Raw genomic sequence first — 25,305 nt, 5'->3', positions numbered from 1 at the left:
GCCGCGGCGGTTGCCTGGCGGGCCAGGTAGACGCCGCGGCAATCGCCCGGGCCCCCGACCGTGCCGTGGACATCGCGCGGGACGCGGCGCGGATCGCCCGGGACACCGGCTCTGCACGGATGCGCCGGGAGCTCGGACTCCTGCGGCGGGCCGCGCGGTACCACGGCGCCCCGTAAGGGGCGCGGGGAACTGCGCGACAAGCCACGACGCGCCCGCAGACGGAGTGCCGGGCTTCGCCCGGGCGCCGGGGTGGTGCCTCGCCTGCGGGCCGTCGGTGGCCGGTCGCGCAGTTCCCCGCGCCCCTTACGGGGCGCCGTGGTACCGCGCGGCCCGCCGCAGGCTCACCGCAGCGCCGGCAGCACGCGCTCGCCGTACGCGTCGATCGTCGCCTCCTTCGCATCGTGCATCGCGTACACCGCGAACTGGTCCACTCCCAGCTCCCTCAGCGCGCTCAGGCGTTCGATGTGGGCCTCGGCCGGGCCCAGCAGGCAGAAGCGGTCCACGATCTCGTCCGGGACGAAGTCCGTCGACGGGTTCCCGGCGCGGCCGTGGTGGCTGTAGTCGTAGCCCTGGCGTTGCTTGACGTACGCCGTGAGCGCCTCCGGAACCGCTGCCGAGTGCTCGCCGTAGCGGGCGACGAGGTCGGCGACGTGGTTGCCGACCATGCCGCCGAACCAGCGGCACTGTTCGCGGGCGTGGGCGAGGTCGTCACCGATGTAGGCGGGGGCGGCGACGCAGATGGTCAGGGAGGCCGGGTCGCGGCCGGCGTCCGCCGCGGCGGTGCGCACGGCCTTGATCATCCACTCGGTCAGGTAGGGGTCGGCGAGCTGGAGGATGAAGCCGTCGGCCTCGCGTCCGGCCAGGGCCAGCGCCTTGGGCCCGTAAGCGGCCATCCAGACGGGGAGCTTGCCGTCGCGCACCCAGGGGATGCGCAGGGTGCTGCCGCCGACGTCGGTCTCCCGCCCCTCGGCGAGGTCGCGGATGATGCGCATGGAGGTGCTGAGCACGGCGAGGGTGTTGGGCCGGCGCCCGGCGACGCGCATGGCGGAGTCGCCGCGGCCGATGCCGCACACGGTGCGGTTGCCGTACATGTCGTTGAGGGTGGCGAAGGTGGAGGCGGTGACCTCCGGGGTGCGGGTGGAGGGGTTGGTCACCATCGGGCCGACGATCAGGCGCTCGGTGTGCTCCAGGATGCGGCTGTGAATGACGAAGGGCTCCTGCCACAGCACGGCCGAGTCGAACGTCCAGCCGTGCGTGAAGCCGGCGCGTTCGGCGCGGCGCATGAGCTCCACGACGGCGGTGGCGGGCGGGTCGGTCTGCAGGACGAGGCCGAAGTCCACGTGCGGTGTGCTCCTTACATGACGTACTGGCAGGTGGCGCGGGGCAGGTAACGCCCGTGTCCGGCGCGGCCGGTGAACGTGCCGCGGTCGAGGACGACCTCGCCGCGGGAGAGGACGGTCTCCACCCGTCCGGTGATCTGTTTGCCCTCGTAGACCGAGTAGTCGACGTTCATGTGGTGCGTGGCGGCGGAGAGCGTCTGGCGGGCGTGCGGGTCGTAGACGACGACGTCGGCGTCGGCGCCGGGGGCGAGGGTGCCCTTGCGGGGGGCGAGGCCGAACATGCGGGCGGGGGCGGCGCAGGCGAGCTCGATCCAGCGGCGGCGCGTGATGCGGCCTTCGACGACGGCCTGGTGCAGGAGGTCCATCCGGTGCTCCACGCCGGGCAGGCCGTTGGGGATCTTGGAGAAGTCGCCGCGGCCGAGCTCCTTCTGCCCGCTGAAGCAGAACGGGCAGTGGTCGGTGGAGACCACCTGCAAATCGTCGGTGCGCAGGGCCCGCCACAGCGCGGCCTGGTGCTCCTCGGGTCGCAGCGGGGTGGAGCAGACGTACTTGGCCCCCTCGAAGCCGGGCTCGGCGAGCCGGTCGGAGGAGAGGAACAAGTACTGCGGGCAGGTCTCGCCGAAGACGGGCAGGTCCATCGCGCGGGCCCGGGCCAGCTCGGCGACGGCCTCCTGGGCCGAGACGTGCACGACGTACAGGGGGCTGCCGGCGACGCGGGCCAGGGCGATGGCCCGGTGGGTGGCCTCTGCCTCCAGCAGGGCCCTGCGCACCTCGCCGTGGTAGCGGGGGTCGGTGCGGCCGGCGGCCAGGGCCTGTTCGACGAGGACGTCGATGGCGATGCCGTTCTCGGCGTGCATCATGATCAACCCGCCGTTGGCGGCGGCCCGTTGCATGGCGCGCAGGATCTGCCCGTCGTCGCTGTAGAAGACCCCCGGGTAGGCCATGAACAGCTTGAAGGAGGTGCAGCCTTCGGAGACGAGGTGGTCCATCTCCTTGAGCGTGGCCTCGTTGACGTCGGAGAGGATCATGTGGAACGCGTAGTCGATCGCGCACTGGCCCTCGGCCTTGGCGTGCCAGGTGTCGAGCCCCTCGCGCAGGGCCCCGCCGCGCTGCTGCACGGCGAAGTCGACGACGGTGGTGGTGCCGCCCCAGGCGGCGGCGCGGGTGCCGGTGGCGAAGGTGTCGGACGAGGCGGTGCCGCCGAAGGGGAGGTCGAAGTGGGTGTGGGCGTCGACGCCGCCCGGCACGACGTACTTGCCGGTGGCGTCGATGGTGCGCTCGGCCGTCCAGCTCTCGGCGCAGGCGCTGCCGTGGGCCGCCAGGGCGGCGATGCGGCCGTCCTCGACGAGGACGTCGGCGCTCGTCTCCTCGGCGGCGGTGATGACGAGCCCGCCGCGGATGAGGGTGCGGGTCATGATCCGGCCTTCCCGTCGAGGTCCTGCTGGGTGCGGCGCAGGGCCTCGCCCAGGGCCGTCGCGCCCTCCTCGGCCTCGGCCACGGTGAGGGTCAGGGGCGGGGCGATGCGCAGGGCGTTGCCCTCGCGCCCGCCCCGGCCGACGAGCAGACCCAGCTCACGGGTGTGTTCGAGGGCGAGGGAGGCGGCCTCGGCCGAGGGGGTGCCGTCCGGGCCGGCGAGCTCGATGCCGATCATCAGGCCGCGGCCGCGCACCTCCCGGACGACGGGCAGGCCGGCGGTCAGGGCGCGCAGCCGCTCGATCAGCAGGCCGCCGACGCGGCGGGCGTTGCCCTGGAGGTCGTGCTCCAGCAGGTAGGTGAGGTTGGCGAGGCCGGCCGCCATGGTGACGGGGCTGCCGCCGAAGGTGGAGATGGAGTTGGCCCCCAGGCAGTTCATGACCTCGGCGCGGGCGACGACGCCGCCGATGGCCATGCCGTTGCCGATGCCCTTGGCGAAGGTGAGCAGGTCGGGCGGGCCGCTCGCGCCATGGGCCTGCCAGCCCCAGAAGTGGTCCCCGGTGCGGCCCCAGCCGGTCTGGACCTCGTCGCTGATCCACAGGATGCCCCGCTCGGCCAGCACCTCGCGGAAGGCGGCGTACAGCCCGTCGGGCGGGGCGGTGAACCCGCCGACGCCCTGCACCGGTTCGGCGACGAACGCGGCGACGGTGCCGTGCGCCTGCCCGAGGACGTCCTTCAGGTCCGCGACGCAGGCGTCGATGAATCCGGCGTCGCTCAGGTGGGCGTAGGGGCCGCGGCTGCGCACGCCGCCGTGGACGTAGAGCGTCTGCAGCGGCGAGAGGCTGGTGGGCGACCAGGCGCTGTTGCCGGTGATGGCCACGGTGGAGAAGGAACGGCCGTGGTAGCTGTTGCGCAGGGCCAGGATCTGGTTGGAGCGCCGGTGCGTGGTGGCCAGGAGCAGGGCGGCGTCGTTCGCCTCGGTGCCGGAGGTGGTGAAGAAGACCCGGGCGTCGGGGATGCCGGACAGGGCGGCGATGCGCTCGGCCAGCTCGACCATGTGCCGGTCGAGGTAGAGGGTGGAGGTGTGCAGGATGCGCCCGGCCTGTTCGGCGACGGCCTTGGTGACCTCGGGCAGGGCGTGGGCGGTCATGGTGGTCAGGACGCCGCCGAAGAAGTCCAGGTAGCGCCGGCCGTGGGCGTCCCAGACGTGGCGGCCCTCGCCGTGGGTGAGTTCGAGCGGCTCGGCGTAGTACAGGGCGAGCCACTGGGGCATGACGGCCCGGTGCCGGTCGTGGAGCGGGGCGGCGGAGTGCGTCACGGCTGCACCAGCCCTTCGTAGGCGTCGGGCCGGCGGTCCTGGTAGAAGGCCCACTGCCGGCGGACCTCGTCGATCAGGCCCAGGTCGAGGTCGCGCACGACCAGCTCCTCCTTGGTGTCGCTGGCCGGCTCGCCGACGAACTGTCCGCGCGGGTCGACGAAGTAGGAGGTGCCGTAGAAGTCGTTGTCCCCGTACTCCTCGCGGCCGACGCGGTTGATGGCGGCGACGAAGTACTCGTTGGCGACGGCCGCGGCCGGCTGCTCCAGCTGCCACAGGTGGGCGGACAGGCCGCGCGAGGTGGCCGAGGGGTTGTAGACGAGCTGGGCGCCGGCGAGGCCGAGGGCCCGCCAGCCCTCGGGGAAGTGGCGGTCGTAGCAGATGTAGACCCCGATGCGGCCGACGGCCGTGTCGAAGACGGGCCAGCCGAGGTTGCCGGGCCTGAAGTAGTACTTCTCCCAGAACCCCTTGAGCTGGGGGATGTGGTGCTTGCGGTACTTGCCGAGGTAGGTGCCGTCGGCGTCGATGACGGCGGCGGTGTTGTAGAACACGTGCGGCTGCTCGACCTCGAAGACCGGCACGACGATCACCATGCCGGTCTCGCGGGCGAGGTCCTGCATCCGGCGGACGGTCGGCCCGTCGGGCACCGGCTCGGCCCACCGGTAGTGCTCGCTCTCCTGCACCTGGCAGAAGTAGGGGGCGTTGAAGACTTCCTGGAAGCCGATCACGTTGGCGCCCTGCGCCGCGGCGGCACGGGCGTGCTCCTCGTGCTTGGCGATCATGGACTCGGTGTCGCCGGTCCAGGTCGCCTGGACCAGTGCTGCGCGGAGGACGTCGGTCACAAGCAGCTCCTCAGCCGGGGCGTCAGCCGGGCGGGCACGCGGCAAGCGAAGATCCGCGTGTGCAAGCGACCGTAGGACCCGTCACAGCGCGTGGCAAGACCGTCGCAGAACCTGTGGAAAACCTTCGCTGCCGGCCCGTCAACCGGTGAGGGCCACGTAACCCACCATCGCCCCGGCCGTCAGGACGTAGAGCACGAACGCCACCAGTGCGCCGCGGTGGTGGAACCGCTCGGCCACGGCCGGGTCGCCGCCGTGCACCGTCCACCGCCAGGCGAGCACGGTTCCGATCACGGCGACCAGCAGGTAGATGAGGGTGAGCAGGTGCAGGCCGTCGACGAGCGTGAGCCCGTCCGCGCTGGTGACCACCGAGTTAACTTGCTGCATGTTGAGCATGACGACCAGCAGACCGCCGCCGAGCACGCCCAGGCGGCTCTGCAGCGCGTCCAGCCGCTCGGCCATGCCCAGCTCATTGCTGTGCGAAGGCAGCAGGAAGGTGGCCGTGGCCATGAGCAGGACGAGGTAGAGCGGTCCGGTCAGCTTCCAGAAGACGGTGGGGTCCGTGCGCACGACGTCGACCTCGACGCGCACGCGGCTGAAGGTGCTGCCGCCGTCCGACGCGCTGCCGAACTCGCCGAAGCCCGTGGGATAGCGGTGCGGGGCGGCGACCACCCGGTAGCCCGTGACCCGCCAGCCGGGCGGGGCGATGGCGGGGTTGTACGCCGAGTCGTCGCCCACGGTGAACGCGAAGTGCCGCATGTCGTCCCCGGCGGTGACCAGCATCTGGAGGCGGTGCTTGTCGAAGGGGAAGGCCCGCTCGTCCCACCTCTGCCGGAAGGAGCCCTCGATGCGGACCAGGTCCCTGGCGCGGCCCGCCCGGGTGGACAGGAGGGGGTCGCTCTTCTTGGGGTCGTCGGCGTTGGTGAAGGACGCGGTGGGCAAAGGGTCCTGGCTTTTGTCGGCGCACTCCGACCACAGCCACAGCCGCGCTGAGAACCGGTTCTTGACGGCGTCCAGGTCGTACAAGTCACTGAGGTAGGCCCCGAGGGAGCAGCGCACGGGATCCGAGCGCGCGGCACCCGAGCGCGCGGCACCCGGACGCACCGTACGCGCATGTGCGCTGTGGGCACCAGCCGCGAGCCACATCACGCACACAGCCAGCAGGGCCAGGACGGCCGCCCTGCCCGGGCGCCCGGGGCCCCTCCGGCGGGTCGGTCCGGGTGAGACGGCAGCCATATGCCTGTCGTCTCTCCCGGACCGGAGCGGAGGAACCGGTACCGCCGGCCGGTTCGCCCGTGTGGGGGATGGACCTCGCGTGCCCGCCGGTCAGCCGGCCGGCCGCACCACCATGGCCGAGCCGCCGCCCCGGCGGGTGCGCTCGGCCGCGGCGAGCCAGCGGCCGTCGGGCAGCCGCTGGATGCCGGTGGCGGCGCCGATCTCCGGATTCTCCTTGAAGACGTGCCCCTTGGCCTCCAGCCGGCCGCGCAGCGGGCTGTTCCACAGTCCCGGCTCCAGCTCGGTCGCCGCAGCGTTGCGCTGGCTGGCGCGCGGCGCGGCGATGGCGTCGACGAGCGGCATGCCGCGGTCGACGTGGTTCAGCAGGGTCTGCAGCACGGTGGTGATGATCGTGGCGCCGCCCGGTGAGCCGAGGGCGAAGGCCGGCCTGCCGTCGTCCAGGACGATCGTGGGCGCCATCGAGGAGCGGGGCCGCTTGCCGGGCCCGGGCAGGTTGGGGTCGTGGGTGCCGGGGCTGACGGGGGTGAAGGAGAAGTCCGTCAGCTCGTTGTTGAGGAGGAAGCCGCGCCCGGGCACGGTGATGCCGCTGCCGCCGGTCTGCTCCAGGGTGAGGGTGTAGGAGACGACGTTGCCCCACTTGTCGGCCGTCGTCAGGTGGGTGGTGTTCTCCCCCTCGTACGGCGTGGGCGCGGCCGTGCCGTGCGCGTCGCAGCCCGCGTCCGGCCGGCGGGGGTCGCCGGGGGCGAGCGGGCTGGTGAGCACGGCGTCGTCGCGGATGAGGCAGGCGCGCGCGTCGGCGAACCGCTGGGAGGTCAGGCCCCGCACGGGGACGTCCTCGAAGGCGGGGTCGCCCACCCACCGGTTGCGGTCGGCGAAGGCGATGCGGCTGGCTTCGAGGTAGCGGTGCAGGTAGGTGGCCTGGTCCGCGTCCTGGAGGTCGTCGTTCTGAAGGATGTTCAGCGCCTCGGCGACGGTGGTGCCACCGGAGGAGGAGGGCGGCATGCCGTAGACGTCCAGGCCGCGGTAGGAGGCCCGGGTGGGGCTGCGCCGCTCGACGGCGTAGGAGCGCAGGTCCTTCTCCGTCAGGTCGCCGGGGCGCGCGACGCGCCCGGAGCCGGGGGCGACGGGGGGCTTGCGCACGGTGCGCACGAGGTCGCGGCCGATGGCGCCCTTGTAAAGCGCGTCCACGCCCTGCTGCTGGAGCTCCTGGTAGGTGCGGGCGAGGTCGGGGTTGCGCAGGGTCGAGCCGACGGCCGGGGGCCGGCCGCCGGGCAGGAAGATCCGGGCCGTGTCGGGGAAGTCCTTGAAGCGGTCCTGGTTGTCGGCGGTCTGCCGGGCGAAGGTGGCGTCGACGGTGAAGCCGTCGCGGGCCAGGCGCCGGGCGGGTTCGAGGAGCTGGGCGAGCGGGCGGCTGCCCCAGCTGCGCAGGGCGGCCTGCCAGGTGGCGGGCGTGCCCGGGGTGCCGACGCTCAGGCCGCTGGTGACCGCGTCGGCGAACGGCAGGGGCCGGCCGTTCTCCAGGAACAGCTTGTCGGTCGCGCTCAGCGGGGCGCGCTCGCGGCCGTCGATGGTCGCGACCTTGTGGGTGCGGGCGTCGTAGTGGACGAAATAGCCGCCCCCGCCGATGCCGGCCGAGTACGGCTCGGTCACCCCGAGGGCGGCGGCGGTGGCCACGGCCGCGTCGACGGCGTTGCCGCCCTTGCGCAGCACCTCGATGCCGGCGGCGGAGGCGTCGGCGTCCACGCTGGCCACCGCGCCGCCGTAGCCGACGGCGACGGGGGTCTTGGCGGGCGTGCGGTCGGGTGCGGGGGCGGTGCCCGCGGCGGCGGGCACCGCCGCGCCGGCGATCAGTGCGACGGTCGCGATGAGGACCGGCAGTCTCCGGCGCCGGACGAGGGGTCCGGGCCGGCGGGCGGCCGGTCTTGCGAGGGCCGGATCTGCCATGTCTGCCTCCGTTTCGTCGGCATCTTCGTCGGCATCACGCCCGGTGGGGCGGACGGGCCCCGGAGCCTACCGGCACGGCCCGTCCGCCGACAGGTCATCGGCTCAGTGGCCGCGCAGCTCCTTCAGCACCGCGCCGGCCATGGCCTGTTCGCCCTTGGCGTTGGGGTGGAAGGGGGCGGCGGGGCTCTCGGGGTTCGCGCCCTCGATCCAGCGATCCGCTGCCGGGGTGCACACGTCGTGGCCGACGGTGGGGCCGTAGGTGTCGGCGTAGTGGACGTGCGCCGCGCGGGCCTGCTCCTGGAGCATGGTGTTCAGGCGCTGCTCGGTGTCGCGCAGGTAGGGGGCGTCGCCGGCGGCGATGGGCACGGCCGGGAAGCAGGAGGTGCCGCTGTCGGGCATGATCGACGGGTAGCCGACCAGGACGACGTCGGCGTAGGGGGCGCGCTGGTGCACGGCCTGCAGCACGCGGGCGATCCTGGGGGCGGCGTCGTTGATGCGCTGCGCGAGCCGGTCGCCGCCGTCGGGCGCGGTGTACTGCTTCTTGCAGGGCGCTCCGGCGGGGTCGCTCGCCGACAGCTGGGCGCAGGTGCCGATGATCGTGCCGAAGCCGATGTCGTTGCCGCCGATGCCCACGGTGACCAGGCGGGTCCGCTTGCCGAGGGCGTCGAGCTGGGGGGCGTTCTCCCCCTGGGTGCGCCACATGTCGTCGGTCGTCGCGCCGCTGCAGCTGACGTCCTTGAAGGCGGAGACCTTCAGGGCGGCGGCCGTCAGGGAGGGGTAGTTGACGCTGGAGCGGGCGCAGTCGCCGCCGCTCTGCTGGGGGATGCCGGGGCCGGAGGTGTAGGAGTCGCCGAGGGCGACGTAGCGCGCGCCACTGGCGTACCCGGTCGCATCGGCCGCCGTCGCGGGGCCGGTCGCCACCGCCGTCAGGGCCGCTGCCGCACCGAGCGCCGCCAGTACTCTCCCGTTTCGCGCACTGCGTTCGCGCTGTGCCACAAATTGCTCCAAAGGTGAGGGAATCATGCTTGGTTGATGATCGAACCGATCATGCGGGGGTTCAGACTCCCCGCCGGGTTACCGCCTGTCAATCCGGCTACCGATCAGTACGGGGTGGACACCCCACTTTCGGGGCCTCACCCCCCACCACTCCCTAATCCGACTCCCAGATACCAATTAGGTAGAATCGTCGGCGTGCGACTGACCAAGAGCACGGACATCGCCCTGCGCATCGCCATGCGCCTGGCCGTGGCCCGGGACGACGAGGCGCCGACCACCCGCGAGGTGGCGGCTGCGATCGACGTGCCGTACACCCACGCGGCCAAGGTCGTCAGCCGGCTGCAGCACCTGGGCGTCGTCGAGGCCCGCCGGGGCCGCGGCGGCGGTCTGAGCCTGACCACGGCCGGGCGCCTGGGCTCGGTGGGGCGGCTGGTACGGGAGCTGGAGGGCACCGGGGACGTCGTCGGCTGCGAGGACGAACCCCCGTGCCCCCTGCGCGGGGCGTGCCGGCTGCGCGGCGCCCTGCGGGCGGCGCAGGAGGCGTTCTTCGCGACCCTCGACCCGATCACGGTCGAGGAGCTGACGGGCCCGCCGACCGGACCGGTCCTGCTGACCCTGGGCACGGGCCCCGCCCACTGAAACGCCCCCTGAAACGCCTCCCAAAGCACCTCCTGAAGCACCCTCCCCGGGGCGGGAGTTGCACTCACCCTTAAATACGACTCTTGAATACCACTTCAACGGCGTCAAAGGAGCCTCCATGCTGTCCCCGAAGTCGGCCGGCACCGTCCGTGCCACGCTGCCCGCGGTCGCGGGCGCCCTCGGCGAGATCACCTCGCGCTTCTACACCGGCCTGTTCACCGCGCACCCCGAGCTGCAGCGCGACCTGTTCAACCGGGGCAACCAGGCCGTCGGCAGTCAGCAGCAGGCCCTCGCCGGAGCCGTGGCCGGCTTCGCCACCGCGCTTCTGGAGCACCCCGACGAGCGTCCCGACGCGATGCTCTCGCGCATCGCGCACAAGCACGCGTCGCTGGGCATCACCGCCGAGCAGTACGAGGTCGTCCACCACCACCTCTTCGCCGCCATCGTCGACGTCCTGGGCGAGGCCGTCACCGAGGAGGTCGCGGCCGCGTGGGACGAGGTGTACTGGCTGATGGCACGCGCCCTCATCGCGCTCGAGGCCCGGCTGTACGAGGAGGCCGGGCGGGAGGCCGGCGACGTGTGGCTGCCCTGCCGCGTCGTCGCCCGGCACACCGAGACGGCCGACGTGACCACCTTCGTCGTGCGGCCCCTCGGCGACCGCCCGGTGCCCGCGGCCCGGCCGGGGCAGTACGTCTCCGTCCGCGTCGCCCTCCCCGACGGGGCGCGGCAGATACGCCAGTACAGCATCTCCGGCTTCCCGGAGGACGCCCTGCAGTTCTCCGTCAAGCGCGTGGCCGGCGACCCGGCCGGCGAGGTCTCCGGCCACCTGCACACGGCCGTCGAGGTGGGCGACGAGCTCGTGGTGAGCGTCCCCTTCGGCGACGTGACCCTGGCCGACGACGACTCCCCCGTCCTGCTGGCGTCGGCCGGCATCGGCTGCACGCCCATGATCGGAATGCTCGACCATCTCGCCGCCACCGGTGCGCAGCGCCGCATCGTCGTCGTGCACGCCGACCGCAGCGAGTCCACGCACGCCTTCCGGTCCGAGCTGGAGCAGCTCGTCGGCAAGCTGCCCGGCGCCGAGGCCCACGTCTGGTACGAGCACCCGGAGGGCCCGCACCCCGCCGACCGCACGGGCCTGGCCGACCTCTCCCGCATCACCGTCCCCGCGGGCACCACGGCCTACCTGTGCGGCCCGCTGCCCTTCCTGCGCAGCGCCCGGGCGCAGCTGCTGGCGGCGGGCGTGCCCGCGTCCGCCGTCCACTACGAGGTCTTCGGCCCCGACCTGTGGCAGGGCGCCGAGGACTGACCGGGCCGAGGACCGACCCGGGCGCGGGCAACGGCGCGCTCAGCCGCCGAGCGCGCCGCGCACGGCGGCCTCCGCGGCGCTCACCCCGAGCCGCGCCGCCATGTCCAGCGCCCACGCCCCGGCCGCGCGCAGGTGCCGGCGCACCGCGCTCTCGTCCTGGGCACGGGCGCCCTCGGCAGCGGCGCGCACGGCGCGTACCGCAGCGCGCCGGGTCTCGTCGGTGGCCGCCCCGCCCATGGTGACCGCGAGGTCCTCCAGCTCCTCGGCGAGGTGCCGGAAGTCGCCCGGACGCAGCCCGGTGAACTGCTGGAACCGCTCGGCCCGCGCCCCGTCCCCGGCCGCGCCCACGTTGGCGCCGGGGAAGTTGTAGGTGGAGTAGTGGTGCTCCTGGTTCTCGCTCATGCCGATGCTCCCTCCCGCACCGCCGCGGCCGCCGTGGCCTCCGTACCCTCCGTGCGAGTGGACCTCCACCCGCCCCTGGGCACGCAGCTGGGCGGTCAGGCGCTCGATCTCCTGCCACAGTTCGCGCTCGCGCTGGTAGCGCCGCCGGCTGGTCTCCAGCAGCATCTCGATGTTGGACATCTCGAACGGCAGCGAGGCCCGCCCGGTCACCGACAGCCGTGCGCTGAGGTCGGCGCAGGCGGACCACGCCTGTTCGGCGCGCGTCAGGTGCTCGCGGCAGCGCTGCCAGTCGCGCCGCTCACGGGCGACGTCGGCGCGCACCCAGCCCTGCCAGCCCCGCAGGTTGGACAGCTCCATGAGCATCACCCGCCGCTGGAGCGGGGCGCAGCCCTGGGCGATGACGAGGTTCATCCACTCCTCGTACAGGCCGACCGCCTCGCAGATGCACTCCTCGGCGCGGTCGGGGTGGCCGGAGCGCACGTGGTCGAAGAAGCTGGCCAGCTGGAACATCATGTCGGCGTACGCCAGCTGGGCCTCCACCTCCCAGGCCACCTGGCCGGCGGGGGTGCCCGCACCGGGCGGGCCGCCGCCGACGTCCGGGGCGTCGTCGGCGAGCTCGCGCCTGATCTCCTGGTAGGTGGCGCGCACTTGGCGGAAGATCTCGCGCGCCTGCTGGTAGGCGCCGGCGCCCATGGCGAGCACGCCCTGGCAGAAGCCGGCGTCGGTGCCGGACAGCAGGGCCTTGAGCTCGCCGAGTCCGCCGCGGGCCTCCGACTCCTCGGCCAGCTGGCCGAACTGCTCCTGGGCCTGCTCGTACAGGTCGACGGCGCCGCGCAGGTCGCCGGACAGGCGGCGCTGCATGGCCTGGGCCAGCAGGGCCTCGCCCTGGGCGTACACGGCGAGGTCGGCGGCCTCGGTGCGCCATGCGATGAGGTCCGTGCGGTAGTCCGGGGCGACGCGCTCGGGGCGGGCGAGCTCGCGGTCGGCGCGGGCGAGGAGGGTCTCGTTGAGGCGGACGACCTCGGCGAAGCGCTCGGCGGCGCCGTCGGGGTCCAGCTCCTGGAGGAACTGCTGGGCCTGGGTGAGGTAGAGCTCGTCGAGCTCGTCGGCCACGGCGGCGTACTCGCCGAAGGCGTCGTGCCCCAGGCGGTCGGCCAGCTCGAACTGCTTGACGAAGGCTTCGAGTTGCAGGTGATCGGTCCATGGCGTGGTCATGGCTCCCCCGTCGGCAGGAGGCGGCCCCACCGCGGTTCCGCATCCTGCCTACGGTCATCGTAGGCCCGGGGCAAGGGGGAATACCGGGCGTTTTCCCGAAGATATGACGAGCGCGTCCGCACCGCGCCCGTGGAGCCCGCCGCGTCCTACGGATGCGCCCCCGCGCCGGGCATGAGGGTGCCCGGTTCGGCCGGGGCCACCTCCACGGCCTCCGTCTTGACGCTGCGCCGCTGACGCGCGGCCGCCCAGGTGGCCAGGCGCGAGAGCAGCATGCACATCCCGATGTAGATCGGCGAGATGATCATCACTACGGGGATGAACGGCAGGTCGTAGTCGAGGTTCCCGGCGATCAGCTTGCCGGCGTGGAGGAACTCCTCATAGGTGATGAGGAAGCCCAGGGAGGTGTCCTTCAAAGCGACCACGAGCTGGCTGATGATGGTCGGCAGCATCGCGCGCAGCGCCTGGGGCACCAGGACGTAGGCCATCACCTGCGTCTTGCGCATGCCCAGGGAGTACGCCGCCTCGCGCTGCCCGCGGTCGACGGCGCCCACGCCGGTGCGGAAGACCTCGGCGAGGACGGAGCCGTTGTAGAGGGTCAGCCCGGCGACGAGGGCGGGCAGCGGCTGGACCTTGAGGGCCACGAAGATGAAGAAGATCATCACCAGCAGCGGCATCGCCCGGAAGAACTCGACCACGACGGTGGCGGCCCAGCGCACCGCCCGGTGCTCCGACAGCCGCCCGCAGGCCAGCAGCCCGCCGAGGGCGAGGGAGAGCACGGCGGCGAAGCCGAACGCCCGCAGGGTGTTGGCCAGGCCCTCCAGGAGCATCTCCTGAATGCCCTTGTACGTGAACGGCTCCCACTTGGCGGCCGTGAACTGCCCGGTGTCGAACAGCAGGTACACCACCCAGGCCAGCAGCAGGACGATGGCGGCCGAGGCCAGGGTGCCGTAGAGGCGGTGGCGGCGCCGGGCGTGCGGGCCGGGAACGTCGTACAGGGCGGTGGAGGCGGTCATCGGGGCACTCCCCAGCGCTTCTCCAGCACGTTGAACAGCGCGCTGATGGTGAGGGTGACGATCAGGTAGCCGACGGCGATCCAGACGAACGACCACACGACGCTGTAGCCGAGCTCGCTGAGGGGTTTGTAGGTGCCGAGCAGCTCGGTGACGCTGAACGCCCCGGCGATGGCGGAGTTCTTCGCGAGCGCGATGAGCGTCGAGCCGATCGGCGGGATGACGGTGCGGAAGGCCTGGGGCAGGACGACCAGGGCGAGGGTCTGGCCGAAGGTCATGCCCAGGCTGCGGGCGGCCTCGCCCTGCCCGGTGGGCACGGTGTTGATGCCCGAGCGCAGCACCTCGCAGATGAAGGCCGAGGTGTAGCAGCCCAGGGCGAGGACGGCGAAGAGCTGGAAGGGCAGGACGAGACCGAAGCGCGGCAGCCCCAGCATGACGGCGAAGAACAGCAGCGTGAGCGGGGTGTTGCGCAGGACGGCCACCCAGGCGGTGCCGAAGGCGCGCAGGGGGGCGACGGGGGCGACGCGGAAGGAGGCCATGACGCAGCCGAGGGCGAGTGCGAGCAGCGAGGCGTAGACGGTCAGTTCGACGGTGCCCAGCAGGCCGCGGCCGTAGAGGGCGAGGTTGTCGGTGAGGACGTTCAACGGTGCTCCCCTCAGCCCGCCGGGTAGCGGTCGACGGCGGGCGGCTGCGGTGCGGGCACCCCGGACAGCCCGAGGGTGGCGTCGTAGGCCTTCTTCCAGTCGCCGTTGCGCTCGTGTGCGGCGATGGCGTCGTCCAGGGCCAGGCGCAGCGCGGTGTCGCCGCGGGGCACCCCGATGCCGTACGGCTCGGTGGAGAAGGGCCGGCCGGCCAGCTTCAGCTCGTCCGGCGCCTTGGCCGCGTAGCCCATGAGGATGGTGTCGTCGGTGGTGACGGCGTCCACCTGGAGGCTGAGGAGGTTGTCGACGCAGATGGAGTACGTGTCGTAGGCGACGGCGCGGGCCTTGGGGTAGTCGCGCTCGATGCGCTGCAGGGGGGTGGAGCCGGCGGCCGAGCAGACGCGTTTGCCGGCGAGGTCGCCGGGGCCGTCGATGCCCTTCTCGTCCTTGCGGACCAGCAGCGACTGGCCGGCGGTGTAGTAGGGCCCGGCGAAGCCGACCTGCTTCTTGCGCAGGGCGTTGATGGTGTAGGTGCCCACGTAGTAGTCGATCTGGCCGTTCTGCAGGGCCGTCTCGCGGTTGGCGGAGGCGATGGTGCGGAAGGTGATCGTCTTCGGGTCGAAGCCGAGGGAGGCGGCCATCATGCGGGCGATCTCGATGTCGAAGCCGGAGTAGGCGCCGGTGGCGGGGTCCTTCTCGCCCATGTACGGCTGGTCCTCCTTGGCGCCCACGACGAGGTGGCCGCGGCTGCGGGCGCGCCGCCAGGTGGCGGAGTCCGGCAGGGAGAAGCCGGTGGCGACGGTGTAGACGGGCAGCTGCCCGGGCTTCGGGCCCTTGACGGGCGGGCTGCCCTCCTTGCCGCAGCCAGCGGCGCAGAGGGCGGCGAGGGCGAGGAGGGCGGCGAGGGTCAGGCCGGGCAGCAGGCGGGGGCGGGGGCGTGGCATGGGCTTCGCTCACCGCCTCAGTGCTTGAGGATCTTGGAGAGGAAGTCCCTGGCCCGCTCGCTGCTCGGCGCGGTGAAGAAGTCCTCCGGCGGGCGGTCCTCGACGATGCGGCCGTCGGCCATGAAGACGACGCGGTTGGCGGCCGAGCGGGCGAAGCCCATCTCGTGGGTGACGACGACCATCGTCATGCCGTCGCGGGCCAGCTGCTGCATGACCTCCAGCACCTCGTTGATCATCTCGGGGTCGAGGGCCGAGGTCGGCTCGTCGAAGAGCAGTGCCTTGGGCTCCATGGCCAGGGCCCGGGCGATGGCCACGCGCTGCTGCTGGCCGCCCGACAGCTGCGCGGGGTACTTGTCGGCGTGGGCGAGCAGGCCGACGCGTTCGAGCAGTTCGCGCGAGCGCCGGTCGGCCTCCTCGCGGCCGCGGCCGCGCACCTTGACCGGGGCGAGGGAGACGTTGGCGAGGACCGTCCGGTGCGCGAAGAGGTTGAAGGACTGGAAGACCATGCCGACGTCCGCACGCAGCCGGGCGAGCTCCCTGCCCTCCTCCGGCAGGGGCTTGCCGTCGATGGTGACGGTGCCGGAGTCCACCGACTCCAGACGGTTGATCGTGCGGCACAGCGTCGACTTGCCCGAGCCGGAGGGCCCGATGACGACGACCACCTCGCCGCGGCCGACGGTCAGATCGATGTCCTGCAGCACGTGCAGCCTGCCGTAGTACTTGTTGACGTCGCGCAGTTCGATCAATGGCTCGCCGGCCATTTCCGGCCTCCCCGCTCGCTCGGGACCTCGCGGTCGCCGCACCGTAACCGCGGCGCGCCCGGGCCGGTGCCCGCTGACACGCGTGCGCCGCGGGATCGACCCGGATCGGGGGCGGACAGACCGCCATTTGCCCTAGGTACACAGACCGAGCCTGGGTACCTAGCCTGTGTGCTCCGGCCGGGGGACTTCGAGGGGGAAGGGAGCCCGCATGGGCGACAGCAGGCCCGTATATCTGCGCATCGCGGACGACCTGCGCCGACGGATCGACGAGGGCGGGCTGAAGGTGGGCGACCGCATTCCCTCCCGCTCCGAGCTCAAACGCACCTACGGCGCGAGCGACCAGACGGTGGACCGGGCGGTACGGGTGCTGAAGGCCGCCGGCTACGCCGAGGGGCAGTTCGGCCGGGGGGTGTTCGTCACCGACCGGGCGCCGTTGGGCGCGCTGCTGCGCTCCACCGGCGCCGTGGACTCCCCCTTCGCCGCCGAGGTGCGCGGCCTGCGCGGCTACGGCGCCGCCCTCACCTGGGAGGCGTCCTCCAGCGAGACCCCGGCACCGGCGCCCATCGCCGAGCGGCTGGGCATCGCCCCGGGCGAGACGGTGCTGTGCACCCACTACGAGTACCTGGCCAACCGGCACCCGGTGCAGCTCGCCACCAGCTGGGAGCCGCTGTCCATCACCGGCGGCACCGACGTCGTGCTGCCCGAGCGCGGCCCCTACGCCCGGCGCGGGGTGCGCGGCCGCCTCGCCGCCATCGGCATCCGGGTGGTGCGCGCCCGGGAGCTCGTGGGCTCCCGGCCGGCCACCACGCCCGAGGCCGAGGCCCTGGGCTGCGCCGCGGGCCAGTGCGTCACCGTCGTCGAACGCACGCACTTCGACGGGGAGAACCGGGCCGTGGAGACCTCCGACATCGTCGTGCGCGCCGACCGCTGGCGCCTGGAGTACACCATCCCGTTCACCAGCTGACGCTTCGTGGGGGCGTCAGCCCGCCCCCACGGCGGTCTCATCTCTCGGCGAGCTCGGCGTACACCTGCGACAGCTCCGGCGCGCCGTCCTCGGCCCAGGCACGGCCGGTCTCCACGACGTCCGCCTCCAGGCCGTTGGCGAGCCGTACGACGGGCTGCCCGTCGGAACGGATCGACCAGCCGGCGCCGGCGACCGTGCGCACGACCACCGTGCCCAGGTACAGGCCGGCGTCGTTGCCGAGCCAGGGCACCAGCTCCGCGTCGTCGCGCCAGCGCGGCTGCAGCTGGTCCAGCCCCTCCAGGGACGCCGGCGAGTCGTCGAGCACGACCCCGGCCGACTGCGCGTGGGCACGCAGCAGTTCGCACTCCGAGAGCAGCTCCGCCAGACCCTGCGGATCCCGCTCGGCCTGCTCGGGCAGCGGCGCGCCGTGCCGCCTGCGCCAGCCGTCCAGGAAGGGAATGTTCATACCGGACAGGATCCCACCGGCACGGGTGCCCCCACCACCGACTCGGCGACGCCCGGCGTGACCGCGTGGCTTCCTTGACGTTCCCCTGGCGTCTTCTTAGCTTCATCCCGCCACTTGCACGCGCGGGGAACGCTGGGAGGCATGACGCACATGCTCCGGACACCGACGCCCACCACACACCGCCCCCGGCGGCGCAGACGGGCGCTGCTCGCCGGGACGGTGGCGGCGGGCGCGGCCTGCGCGCTCGCCCTGGCCTCCGCGCCCGCGCCGGCCGCCCCCGCCGGGGCCGCGGCCCCGCTGCCGCTGGAGCGGCTCTTCGACAACCGGGGCATCAGCGACGACGACCGGCCGCAGGCGGCCGACCTCGACGGCTCCGGCGGCTCGCTCTCCGCCCAGGACCTCCGGGCCGCCGGCTGGACGCCCGGCCGCACCCTCGTCCTGGACCGTACGGTCCTGCGCTGGCCCGCCACCGCCCCCGGCCGGCCCGACAACGTGCGCGCCGACGGGCAACGGGTGCGCCTCGCCGGGCGCGGCGACGCCCTGACCTTCCTCGTCGCCGGTACGGACGAACGGGCGAGCGGCACCGGCACGATCGCCTACCGCGACGGCTCGGCCGGCCGCTACGCCCTCGCCGCACCCGACTGGCGGCACGGGCCGCTCGCCACCAAGGCCCTGGCCCTGCCGCACCGCAACACCGCCGACGGCACTCGCGCCGGGACCGTGCGGCTGTACGCGGTGACGGTGCCGGTCGTGCGCGGCCGCGAGGTCACCTCCGTCGAACTGCCCGAAGCGCCCGGCCTGCACGTCTTCTCCCTGGCGCTGCGCTCTCCCTCGAACGGGTGGACCGGCAGCTGGGCGACCGCCACGTCCGGGTACTCCGCCGTCGGCCCGTGGACGGACCGCACCCTCCGGCTCATCGTGCACAGCAGCGTGGGCGGCCCGCGCGCCCGGATCCGGCTGGAGAACACCTTCGCCCGGCAACCGGTGCGCATCGGGCACGCCAGCATCGCGCTCCAGGAGCGGGGCGCGGCGGCCGCCCGGCGGCCGGTGTCGCTGACCTTCGGCGGCCGGGCGGGCGCGGACATCCCCGCCGGGGCCCAGCAGTTCAGCGACCCGGTGGGCTTCCGGGTGCCGCCCGACAGCAACCTGCTGGTGAGCATCCACCTGCCCGGCACGGTGCGGACGCTGCCCGTGCACAGCTACAGCAACCAGATCTCGTACCTCACCGCCGACGCCCGCGGCGACCGCACGGCCGACCGCGAGGCCGCGGCGTTCGACCAACCGCTCGACGGCTGGCCCCTGCTGACCGGCGTGGACGTCGCCGGCGGGGCGGGCGCGATCGTGACTTTGGGCGACTCGATCACCGACGGCGAGCGCTCCACGCCGGGCGCCAACGGACGCTGGCCCGACCTGCTGGCCCGGCGGCTGCGCGACCAGCGCGCCGTACCGGCCTACGGGGTGCTCAACCAGGGCATCTCCGGCAACCGCGTGGTGACCGACCGCTACCCCGGGGACGGCGTCAGCACCGTCAGGAGCGGCGTCAGCGCCGGTCACCGCCTGGAGCGGGACGTGCTCGCGCAGACCGCGGCCCGTACCGTCATCGTCTTCGAGGGCGTCAACGACGTGCGCGGCGACACCACGGCGGAGGAGATCATCGACGAGCTGCGGTCCCTCGCGGCCCGCGCCCATGCCCGCGGCCTGCGGGTGCTGGTGGCCACCATCGCGCCCTGCGGCGGCTTCTGGGACTGCACAGCCGAGGCCGAGGCCCGGCGCACCGCCGTCAACCGCCACCTCCGCGCGGCCGGGCGGGCCGGGGACGGGCCGTACGACGGGGTGCTGGACTTCGACGCGGCGGTGCGCGACCCGGAGCACCCCGAACGGATGCTGCCGCGCTACGACGGCGGCGACCACCTGCACCCCGGCAACGCGGGGATGCGGGCGTTCGTCGACTCCATCGACCTGCGTCAGCTGACCTGACGTCAGCTGCTGTCGGGTGCCGTCAGGTGCCGGGCTCTCAGATGTCCAGGTCGACGACGACGGGCGCGTGGTCGGAGGCGCCCTTGCCCTTGCGCTCCTCACGGTCGACGTACGCGTCCTTCGCCGCCGCGGCGAAGGACGCGTTGCCGTAGACGAGGTCGATGCGCATGCCCCGGTTCTTCGGGAAGCACAGCTGGCGGTAGTCCCAGTACGTGTACGGGTGGTCGTACTTCAGCGGGCGCGGGACGACGTCGCTCAGACCCGCGTCGCGCAGGGCGCCCAGTGCGGCACGCTCGGCCGCCGTCACGTGCGTGGAGCCCTCGAAGACGGACCGGTCGTAGACGTCCTCGTCGGTCGGGGCGATGTTGAAGTCGCCCAGCACCGCGAACGGCCGCTCCCCCGCCGCGTCCGTGGCGACCACGTCGCGCAGCGTCTCCAGCCAGTGGAGCTTGTAGCTGTAGTGCGCGTGGCCGACCTCGCGGCCGTTGGGCACGTACACCGACCACAGGCGCACGCCGCCGCAGTCCGCGGAGACCGCCCGCGGCTCCTGCACGCCGTCGTACTCCGGGCCGCCGGGCAGGCCGCGCACCACGTTCTCCAGGCCGACCCGGGAGACCAGCGCCACACCGTTCCACCGGCCGTCCGCGTGGACCGCGGACTCGTAACCGAGCTCGCGCAGCGCGTCGGCGGGGAACTGCTCGGCGCTGCACTTGGTCTCCTGGATGCACAACACGTCCGTACCGCTGCTCTCCAGCCAGGCCAGCAGCCGCGGCAGACGGGCGGTGATCGAGTTCACGTTCCAGGTGGCGATGCGCATGCGGCCACCCTAACGGGAGGCACTGACAACGGGGCGGGCCCGCCCGCGGAGGCTGGACCGTCTCAGAGCTCGACGCTGTGGCCCGGCGCCAGCCGCGCGTGCCCGGCCCCCGCGACGCCCGGCCCGTCGGGGCCCAGCATCCGGTCGTACACCGGCCGCGCCAGATCCGTCAGCAGCGCGTCGTGGATGTCGTAGGCCCGGCGCGGCTTCACCTCGCGGATGTAGTCGATGACCTCGGAGACCTTGTTCCAGGGGGCCATGACCGGAACCATCAGCGTGTCCACCGGCTGCCCCGGCACCGTCAGCGCGTCCCCGGGGTGGAAGACGGAGCCGTCGAGGAGGTACCCGACGTTGGTGACCCGCGGAATGTCCGGGTGGATCACGGCGTGCAGCTGGCCGTGCACCTGGATGTCGAAGCCGGCGGCCGTGAAGGCGTCGCCCTCGCCGACCGTGTGCACCCGGCCCGGGAACGCCGCCGAGACCTGCTCGGCGACGCTGCGCAGCGTCCACAGCTCGGCGGCGGGGTTCGCCTCCAGGGCCGCGCGCAGCCGGCCGGCGTCGAAGTGGTCGAGATGCTCGTGGGTGACCAGGACGGCGTCCGCGCCCACGGCCGCGTCCTCCTCGGTGAAGGCACCCGGGTCGATGACCAGGGTGCGGCCGCCCTTCTCCAGGCGGATGCAGGCGTGACCGTACTTCGTCAGCTTGATCGTCATGGCGCCCATCCTGCTACGCGCCGGCCTCCTCGGCCATGACGCGGCCCACGGCGTCGAACGCCGCGCCGACGGCGGGCAGGCCGCAGTAGGGCGCGGCCTGCAGCAACGTTTCCTCGATCTCCTCGGCCGACACCCCGGCCCGCAGCGCCGCCCGCGCGTACGCCGCCAGCTCACCGGTGTGCCCGCCCACGGCGAGCGCGGTGAGCGTGACGAGGTACCGCGTGCGCCGGTCCAGCCCGGGCCGCGCCCACGGCCCGCCCCGGGCGAACCGCTCGACGAACTCCTCGTACGCCGCCCCGAACGGGCGCGCGCCGACCGCGTCCGGGAGGGCCCCGCGGTCGCCGGGCGCAGCCTGCGGCGGCTGCGCTGCACGATCCGGCTCCGGCCGCCGGACGGCACGGTCATCACCGGGGGCCGCGCCACCGGCCCGCCCGGCCCCGCTCACCGGCGGACCGAGCGGGATCGTCATCCCCGGCCCGGGCCCCGGCACCACCGGGGAGCCGCTCGCCTGCCGCGGCACCGACCCAGGCTCCGGTCCGGCGCCGGCGCCCGTTCGGGAGGCGACCGGAGCCGGCGGCGCCCCCTCCGGGCGGCGGTCCCGGCCGGCGGGCGCCGGTCCGAGGTCCGCCGGGACCGGCTCCGGTCCGGCGACCGGGCCACCGCCCTGCGGCGGACGCTCCCCGCTCACCGGCGGACCGAGCGGGATCGTCGCCCCGGGGCGGGCGAACGGCCCGGCGGCCGCCTCGGCCCGGTCCGTCCCCCGGCCGGCAGCCGTCGCGGAGCCGTCCGCAGACGGACCCGCCTGCGCCCCGGGGAACCCGGTCCCGGACGGCCCGGGCACGACGCCGGCGGCCGGGAAACCGGCAGGGGCGGCGGCCGCCCCTGAGGCGACCGGAGCCGGAGCCGCCCCCTCCGGGCCACGCGCCCGGCCGGCGGGCGCCGGTCCGAAGCCCGCCGGGGCCGGCGTCGAGCCGGAGGCGTCGGCAGGACCGGAGAAGGTCAGGGCAGCGCCGGGCGATCCCGCGTCGGCAGGACCCGCGGGGGGTAGGGAGGCCGCCGCGCCCGGCCCGGTCGGCGCCGGGCGGCGCTGCGCGGAGAAGTGGCGCGTCAGCAGGTCCGTCACCGCGACCGGTTGTTCGACCGGGGCGAGGTGGCGGGCCGCCGGGACGACGGCCAGGCGGGCATCGGGGATGCCGGCGACCAGGGTGCGGGCCTCGGCGGTCGGGGTGACGGGGTCCTGGTCGCCGACGACGACCAGGGTGGGCACCGTGATGCGGGCGAGCGCGTCGCGCGCGTCGTACGCGGCGAGCGCCTCGCAGGCGGCCGCGAAGCTGACGGGGTCGGTCGTGCGCACCATCTGCACGGCCCAGTCGACGATCGCCGGCTGGGCGCCGCTGAAGACGGGGGTGAACCACAGGCCGGGCACCTGGCGGGCGACGGGTTCGAGTCCGCCGTCGCGGACGGCGGCGGCGCGCAGGCCGGTGTCGGGGGCCGCCTCGAAGCGGGCGGCGGAGCCGGTCAGGGCCAGGGCGTGCAGCCGGTGCGGGTGACGCAGGGCGAGGTCGGTGCCGATGGCGCCGGACAGACAGGCGCCAGCGTAGGAGAAGCGGCCGACGCCGAGGGTGTCGAGGGTGGTGAGCAGCCGGTCGGTGAGGTCGCCGACGGTGGCGGCGGGTTCGGCGGGGGCGCCGCCGTGGCCGGGCAGGTCGAAGCGGACGACGCGCCAGCGGCGGGACAGCTCGGGGACCTGCCGGTCCCACATGTGCCATGTCGTACCGAGGGCCGGGCCCAGGACCAGGACCGGGGCGTCGTGTGGCCCGTCACAGCGGTATTGCAGGGTGTTCGCCGGTGTCTCGCTCACCCGCCAGACCCTCTCATCTGTCACAGGCGCCCCTATAACGGGGGGTGGCAGAGCCCGAGCTGGCCAGGTTGAAGACCTCGCGGGCGGCATATCGCTTGAGGCATCGGATGATCTTCCGACGGGTTTCCCCCTCCTGGGTGCGGCGTTCGTAGTACGCCTGGGTGCGCGGATCGTGGCGCAGCCGGGTGAACACGATGCGGTGAAGAGCGGCATTCGCCTGCCGGTCGCCACCACGGTTGAGCCGGCGCGAGCTCCGGCCGCCCGAGGAGTACTCGATGGGGCTGACTCCGCACAGGGCGGCGAAAGACGCCTCGGTGCTCAGCCGCTCGGGATGGTTGGCCATGGTGATCAGGAGCGTGACGCCGGAGTCCGGGCCGGACAGTCGCTCCCGCAGGGCCGGGTCGGCTACGACCCGGACGGCCTTGAGCTGGTTGATCGCCTGGGTGCGGGCCTTGACCGCGGAATCCTTGGCGAGTTTGAACATCCGGGCGCTCTGCACCGGACCTCACCGGTCTTGGCGCGGGCGGGGGCGCGACCGCTCAGCACGGCCCGCGCGGCGGCCTGTGCGTCGAGCGGGTCCGGCTTCCCGAGCAGACGGCGGGCCGGGCGGTCGGGCCGGTTCACCTCGAACACCGCGACTTGCTGTGCCAGCAGGTAGCGCGACAGGCCCGCGCCGAAGGTACCGGTCCCTTCCCTCTCCCCCCGGCCTGCCGCCCCGTCCCTGACTTGCGGTCCCAGACGAGGAGTGGGCGGTAGCCGACCGCCGCGGCCAAAAAACTTGGTGCCCAAGACCTTGACCAACGGGCGGACGGCTGCGGCCACAGAACCTTGCCGTGCGTGTCCACGCCAGGACGACCTCGCCCTATGCGGGCGGGCTTGTGCTGGTGGAAGAGATGCTGCGCTGTCTCCAGACATAGTGCGCTCTGGACCGTGTCCGTGGCCGAAATCAGGCTGGGAAAAGGGACACCGCGATGCCCTCCGGATGGCCGTCACGAGCGGTTCGCAACGTGGTATCCACCGGGATAGTCGAGTCGGTCAGGACCCTTCAGCTGACCAGTTGAGAAACGGTGGCGCCCACACCATCCGCCCGGCCGACCTGGCTGTCAGGGCCCTGGGTCATGATGCAGACGCGTCCCAGGGGAGTGGGCCGCGGTCTACTGTTTCCAGGGGGTTGGGGATGGGCGCGGGTGCGGAGCCGGACGGTTCGTCCAGGTCCGGCGAGGAGTGGGACCGGTTCCTGCGCGAGTCGGTGGCGGGTACCGTCGACGCGCCCAAGGAGCCGTCGGCGCGGGCCCGTGACGTGGCAAAGCGGCTGCGCACGGATCCCTGCCGCGGCATGGAGGGCTGGCGCAGCTACACGCCCAGGCGGCGCACGGGCTGGTACGTGGTCGGGGCGCTGGCCTCGCTGCTGCTGGTTGTGGCGCTCGTGCCGGGGCAGTTGATGGACCTGTTCGCCGGCCCCGACTCCCCACCCCTGGCGGCCGCGACCGCCCGCCCGGCCCAGGCGCCCCCGGCAGGGGAATCCCAACACCCCACTACGGACGAGCCGTTCCGCGGTTCGCCGGCGGCGAGCTGGGCGGACCGAGCGACGGGGATCACCATGCCGACGGCGCGGGCGGTCGGCTGGATGAGCGCGGCCGAGGTCGAGCGGGCCCTCGCCCGCAGCCGGGACTTCCTCGTCGCTGCCAGCCTGGACCGCGGGGTGCTGCGAGGCGAGCACCCCGACAAGCGATCGCACTGATCAACCCGCGCCAGAAAGATGTCCAGGACCTTTTGAACACCGCTTTTCCGCACCCCGAGCGAGAAGAACGACCCCCTCCTCCTCTTCAGCCGCCTCCAGCCCTCCCGCACCCGCCTGGTCGGCGACGTCGTGAAGATCCGGGGCCGGCTCACCTACCGGGAGGGCGAGCGCGGCGCGCTCCAAGTGACCGCCGACGTCACCTTCGTCTACCCGGTCACTCGCGCGGACACGGGCGGCGACGACGAGATCGTGCGCACGATCGTCCGACGCGAGCTGGTCCTGAGCTGGGACGACCCCTCCAAGGTAAGCACCAAGCCGGGCACGTTCTCGATCGTCTCGTACAAGTACGACATGACCAACGGCGGCTGCGGCGCCCCCGCGGGCTACTTCACCCCACCCTTCGGCTCGGACCGCCGGGCGGACGGAGCCGGCAAGGAGGTCGATCCGTACGACCGCAGCACGCCGGTCGGCCGGGGCGAGCCCTCCGGCGAAAGCTTGAGCAGGGCGACGTTGCGCTCCGGGTGGACGATCACATCAGTGGCCTCGACGACGGCACCGGTGGTGCCCGTGGTCGGATCCGCGCGGCCGACGGTAACGGTGGAGGAGGAGGCGGGCGTTGCGGTGAGCACGATCGCGGTGGCCGCAGCGACTGCGGCGGCGGCCGGGACCCGCAGGCGACGGGAACGACGGGAAAGCATCAAGGAATGTCTCTCGGGAGAGCGCGTACCTGGTCTGCGTGGTCGCGGTCGTTGCTGACGAGCC

At 73.5% G+C, this 25,305-nt stretch carries 19 protein-coding genes and 4 pseudogenes; 5 read left to right on the top strand and 18 right to left on the bottom strand.

All coding sequences use genetic code 11. The features are described from left to right. Positions 1–341: 341 nt before the first annotated feature. From ABD361_RS22210 to ABD361_RS22180, 7 genes are all read right to left on the bottom strand, one after another. On the bottom strand, positions 342–1,340 hold the full coding sequence (locus ABD361_RS22210) for a TIGR03842 family LLM class F420-dependent oxidoreductase (protein ID WP_344437226.1): 999 nt from the start codon (positions 1,338–1,340) through the stop codon (positions 342–344). Positions 1,341–1,354: 14 nt separating this feature from the next. Continuing rightward, a complete protein-coding gene (gene hydA / locus ABD361_RS22205) occupies positions 1,355–2,755 on the bottom strand; it encodes a dihydropyrimidinase (protein WP_425583288.1) in 1,401 nt (466 codons plus the stop codon). Further along, positions 2,752–4,026 carry an aspartate aminotransferase family protein gene (locus ABD361_RS22200; protein ID WP_344437243.1) on the bottom strand — a complete coding sequence of 425 codons (1,275 nt, stop codon included), beginning with the start codon at positions 4,024–4,026 and terminating at the stop codon, positions 2,752–2,754. Before ABD361_RS22200 ends, hydA begins: the two co-directional genes overlap by 4 nt. A 41-nt stretch (positions 4,027–4,067) precedes the next feature. Then, complete coding sequence (locus tag ABD361_RS22195) at positions 4,068–4,910, bottom strand: nitrilase-related carbon-nitrogen hydrolase (protein WP_344437225.1); 843 nt, start codon at positions 4,908–4,910, stop codon at positions 4,068–4,070. Positions 4,911–5,048: 138 nt separating this feature from the next. After that, a complete protein-coding gene (locus tag ABD361_RS22190; RefSeq protein ID WP_344437224.1) occupies positions 5,049–5,933 on the bottom strand; it encodes a ligand-gated ion channel in 885 nt (294 codons plus the stop codon). 300 nt (positions 5,934–6,233) lie between these two features. Continuing rightward, a complete protein-coding gene (ggt, locus tag ABD361_RS22185; RefSeq protein ID WP_344437223.1) occupies positions 6,234–8,087 on the bottom strand; it encodes a gamma-glutamyltransferase in 1,854 nt (617 codons plus the stop codon). 102 nt (positions 8,088–8,189) lie between these two features. Next, entirely contained in the window at positions 8,190–9,083 is an 894-nt protein-coding gene (locus tag ABD361_RS22180) for an SGNH/GDSL hydrolase family protein (protein WP_344437222.1), read from the bottom strand. 195 nt (positions 9,084–9,278) lie between these two features. On the opposite strand from ABD361_RS22180, the gene ABD361_RS22175 reads away from it, so the two are divergent. Both ABD361_RS22175 and ABD361_RS22170 read left to right on the top strand, forming a co-directional pair. Further along, complete coding sequence (locus ABD361_RS22175; RefSeq protein ID WP_344437221.1) at positions 9,279–9,722, top strand: RrF2 family transcriptional regulator; 444 nt, start codon at positions 9,279–9,281, stop codon at positions 9,720–9,722. A gap of 118 nt (positions 9,723–9,840) precedes the next feature. Then, positions 9,841–11,031: a globin domain-containing protein gene (locus tag ABD361_RS22170; RefSeq protein WP_344437220.1), complete on the top strand. Its 1,191-nt coding sequence runs from the start codon at positions 9,841–9,843 to the stop codon at positions 11,029–11,031. A 39-nt stretch (positions 11,032–11,070) separates the two neighbouring features. Here ABD361_RS22170 and ABD361_RS22165 read toward each other — a convergent pair whose 3' ends face one another. The 5 genes from ABD361_RS22165 to ABD361_RS22145 form a co-directional block, all read right to left on the bottom strand. Further along, positions 11,071–12,648: a hypothetical protein gene (locus tag ABD361_RS22165; RefSeq protein WP_344437219.1), complete on the bottom strand. Its 1,578-nt coding sequence runs from the start codon at positions 12,646–12,648 to the stop codon at positions 11,071–11,073. A 146-nt stretch (positions 12,649–12,794) separates the two neighbouring features. After that, on the bottom strand, positions 12,795–13,661 hold the full coding sequence (locus ABD361_RS22160) for an amino acid ABC transporter permease (protein WP_344437218.1): 867 nt from the start codon (positions 13,659–13,661) through the stop codon (positions 12,795–12,797). After that, the gene (locus tag ABD361_RS22155; RefSeq protein WP_344437217.1) at positions 13,658–14,302 is read right to left on the bottom strand and encodes an amino acid ABC transporter permease; all 645 of its coding nucleotides are present in this window, start codon (positions 14,300–14,302) and stop codon (positions 13,658–13,660) included. The genes ABD361_RS22160 and ABD361_RS22155 overlap by 4 nt, the downstream gene beginning before the upstream one ends. 11 nt (positions 14,303–14,313) lie before the next feature. Then, entirely contained in the window at positions 14,314–15,243 is a 930-nt protein-coding gene (locus tag ABD361_RS22150; RefSeq protein ID WP_344437216.1) for a glutamate ABC transporter substrate-binding protein, read from the bottom strand. 17 nt (positions 15,244–15,260) lie between these two features. Beyond that, on the bottom strand, positions 15,261–16,004 hold the full coding sequence (locus tag ABD361_RS22145) for an amino acid ABC transporter ATP-binding protein (RefSeq protein WP_344437215.1): 744 nt from the start codon (positions 16,002–16,004) through the stop codon (positions 15,261–15,263). A 208-nt stretch (positions 16,005–16,212) separates the two neighbouring features. On the opposite strand from ABD361_RS22145, the gene ABD361_RS22140 reads away from it, so the two are divergent. Continuing rightward, positions 16,213–16,968, top strand: a complete 756-nt coding sequence (locus ABD361_RS22140) for a GntR family transcriptional regulator (protein ID WP_344437214.1) — start codon at positions 16,213–16,215, stop codon at positions 16,966–16,968. A 37-nt stretch (positions 16,969–17,005) separates the two neighbouring features. Here ABD361_RS22140 and ABD361_RS22135 read toward each other — a convergent pair whose 3' ends face one another. Further along, on the bottom strand, positions 17,006–17,434 hold the full coding sequence (locus ABD361_RS22135; protein WP_344437213.1) for a DUF6278 family protein: 429 nt from the start codon (positions 17,432–17,434) through the stop codon (positions 17,006–17,008). 150 nt (positions 17,435–17,584) lie between these two features. Between ABD361_RS22135 and ABD361_RS22130 the strand changes: the two genes are divergently transcribed. Then, positions 17,585–19,411, top strand: coding sequence for an SGNH/GDSL hydrolase family protein (locus tag ABD361_RS22130; RefSeq protein WP_344437242.1), 1,827 nt, complete (start codon positions 17,585–17,587; stop codon positions 19,409–19,411). Positions 19,412–19,448: 37 nt separating this feature from the next. Here the strand turns inward: ABD361_RS22130 and ABD361_RS22125 are convergent, their stop codons facing one another. The 5 genes and pseudogenes from ABD361_RS22125 to ABD361_RS30730 all read right to left on the bottom strand — a co-directional run. Then, positions 19,449–20,228, bottom strand: coding sequence for an exodeoxyribonuclease III (locus ABD361_RS22125; protein WP_344437212.1), 780 nt, complete (start codon positions 20,226–20,228; stop codon positions 19,449–19,451). Positions 20,229–20,290: 62 nt separating this feature from the next. After that, the gene (locus ABD361_RS22120) at positions 20,291–20,935 is read right to left on the bottom strand and encodes an MBL fold metallo-hydrolase (protein WP_344437241.1); all 645 of its coding nucleotides are present in this window, start codon (positions 20,933–20,935) and stop codon (positions 20,291–20,293) included. Between the two features lie 19 nt (positions 20,936–20,954). Beyond that, positions 20,955–21,218: pseudogene (locus ABD361_RS30735) on the bottom strand (carboxymuconolactone decarboxylase family protein); the annotation flags it as partial. A gap of 735 nt (positions 21,219–21,953) precedes the next feature. Next, positions 21,954–22,802 (bottom strand): annotated as a pseudogene (locus ABD361_RS22110) (alpha/beta fold hydrolase); the annotation flags it as partial. Between the two features lie 13 nt (positions 22,803–22,815). Next, positions 22,816–23,581, bottom strand: a pseudogene (locus tag ABD361_RS30730) (transposase); the annotation flags it as partial. Positions 23,582–23,979: 398 nt separating this feature from the next. Here ABD361_RS30730 and ABD361_RS22100 point away from each other — a divergent pair. Then, positions 23,980–25,053 (top strand): annotated as a pseudogene (locus ABD361_RS22100) (hypothetical protein); the annotation flags it as partial. Positions 25,054–25,305: the final 252 nt, after the last annotated feature.

It is taken from the genome of Streptomyces luteosporeus (assembly GCF_039532865.1).
Lineage (GTDB): Bacteria > Actinomycetota > Actinomycetes > Streptomycetales > Streptomycetaceae > Streptomyces > Streptomyces luteosporeus.
The sequence above is the reverse complement of the archived record's forward strand: the minus strand, read 5'-3'. Positions and strand labels throughout refer to the sequence as shown.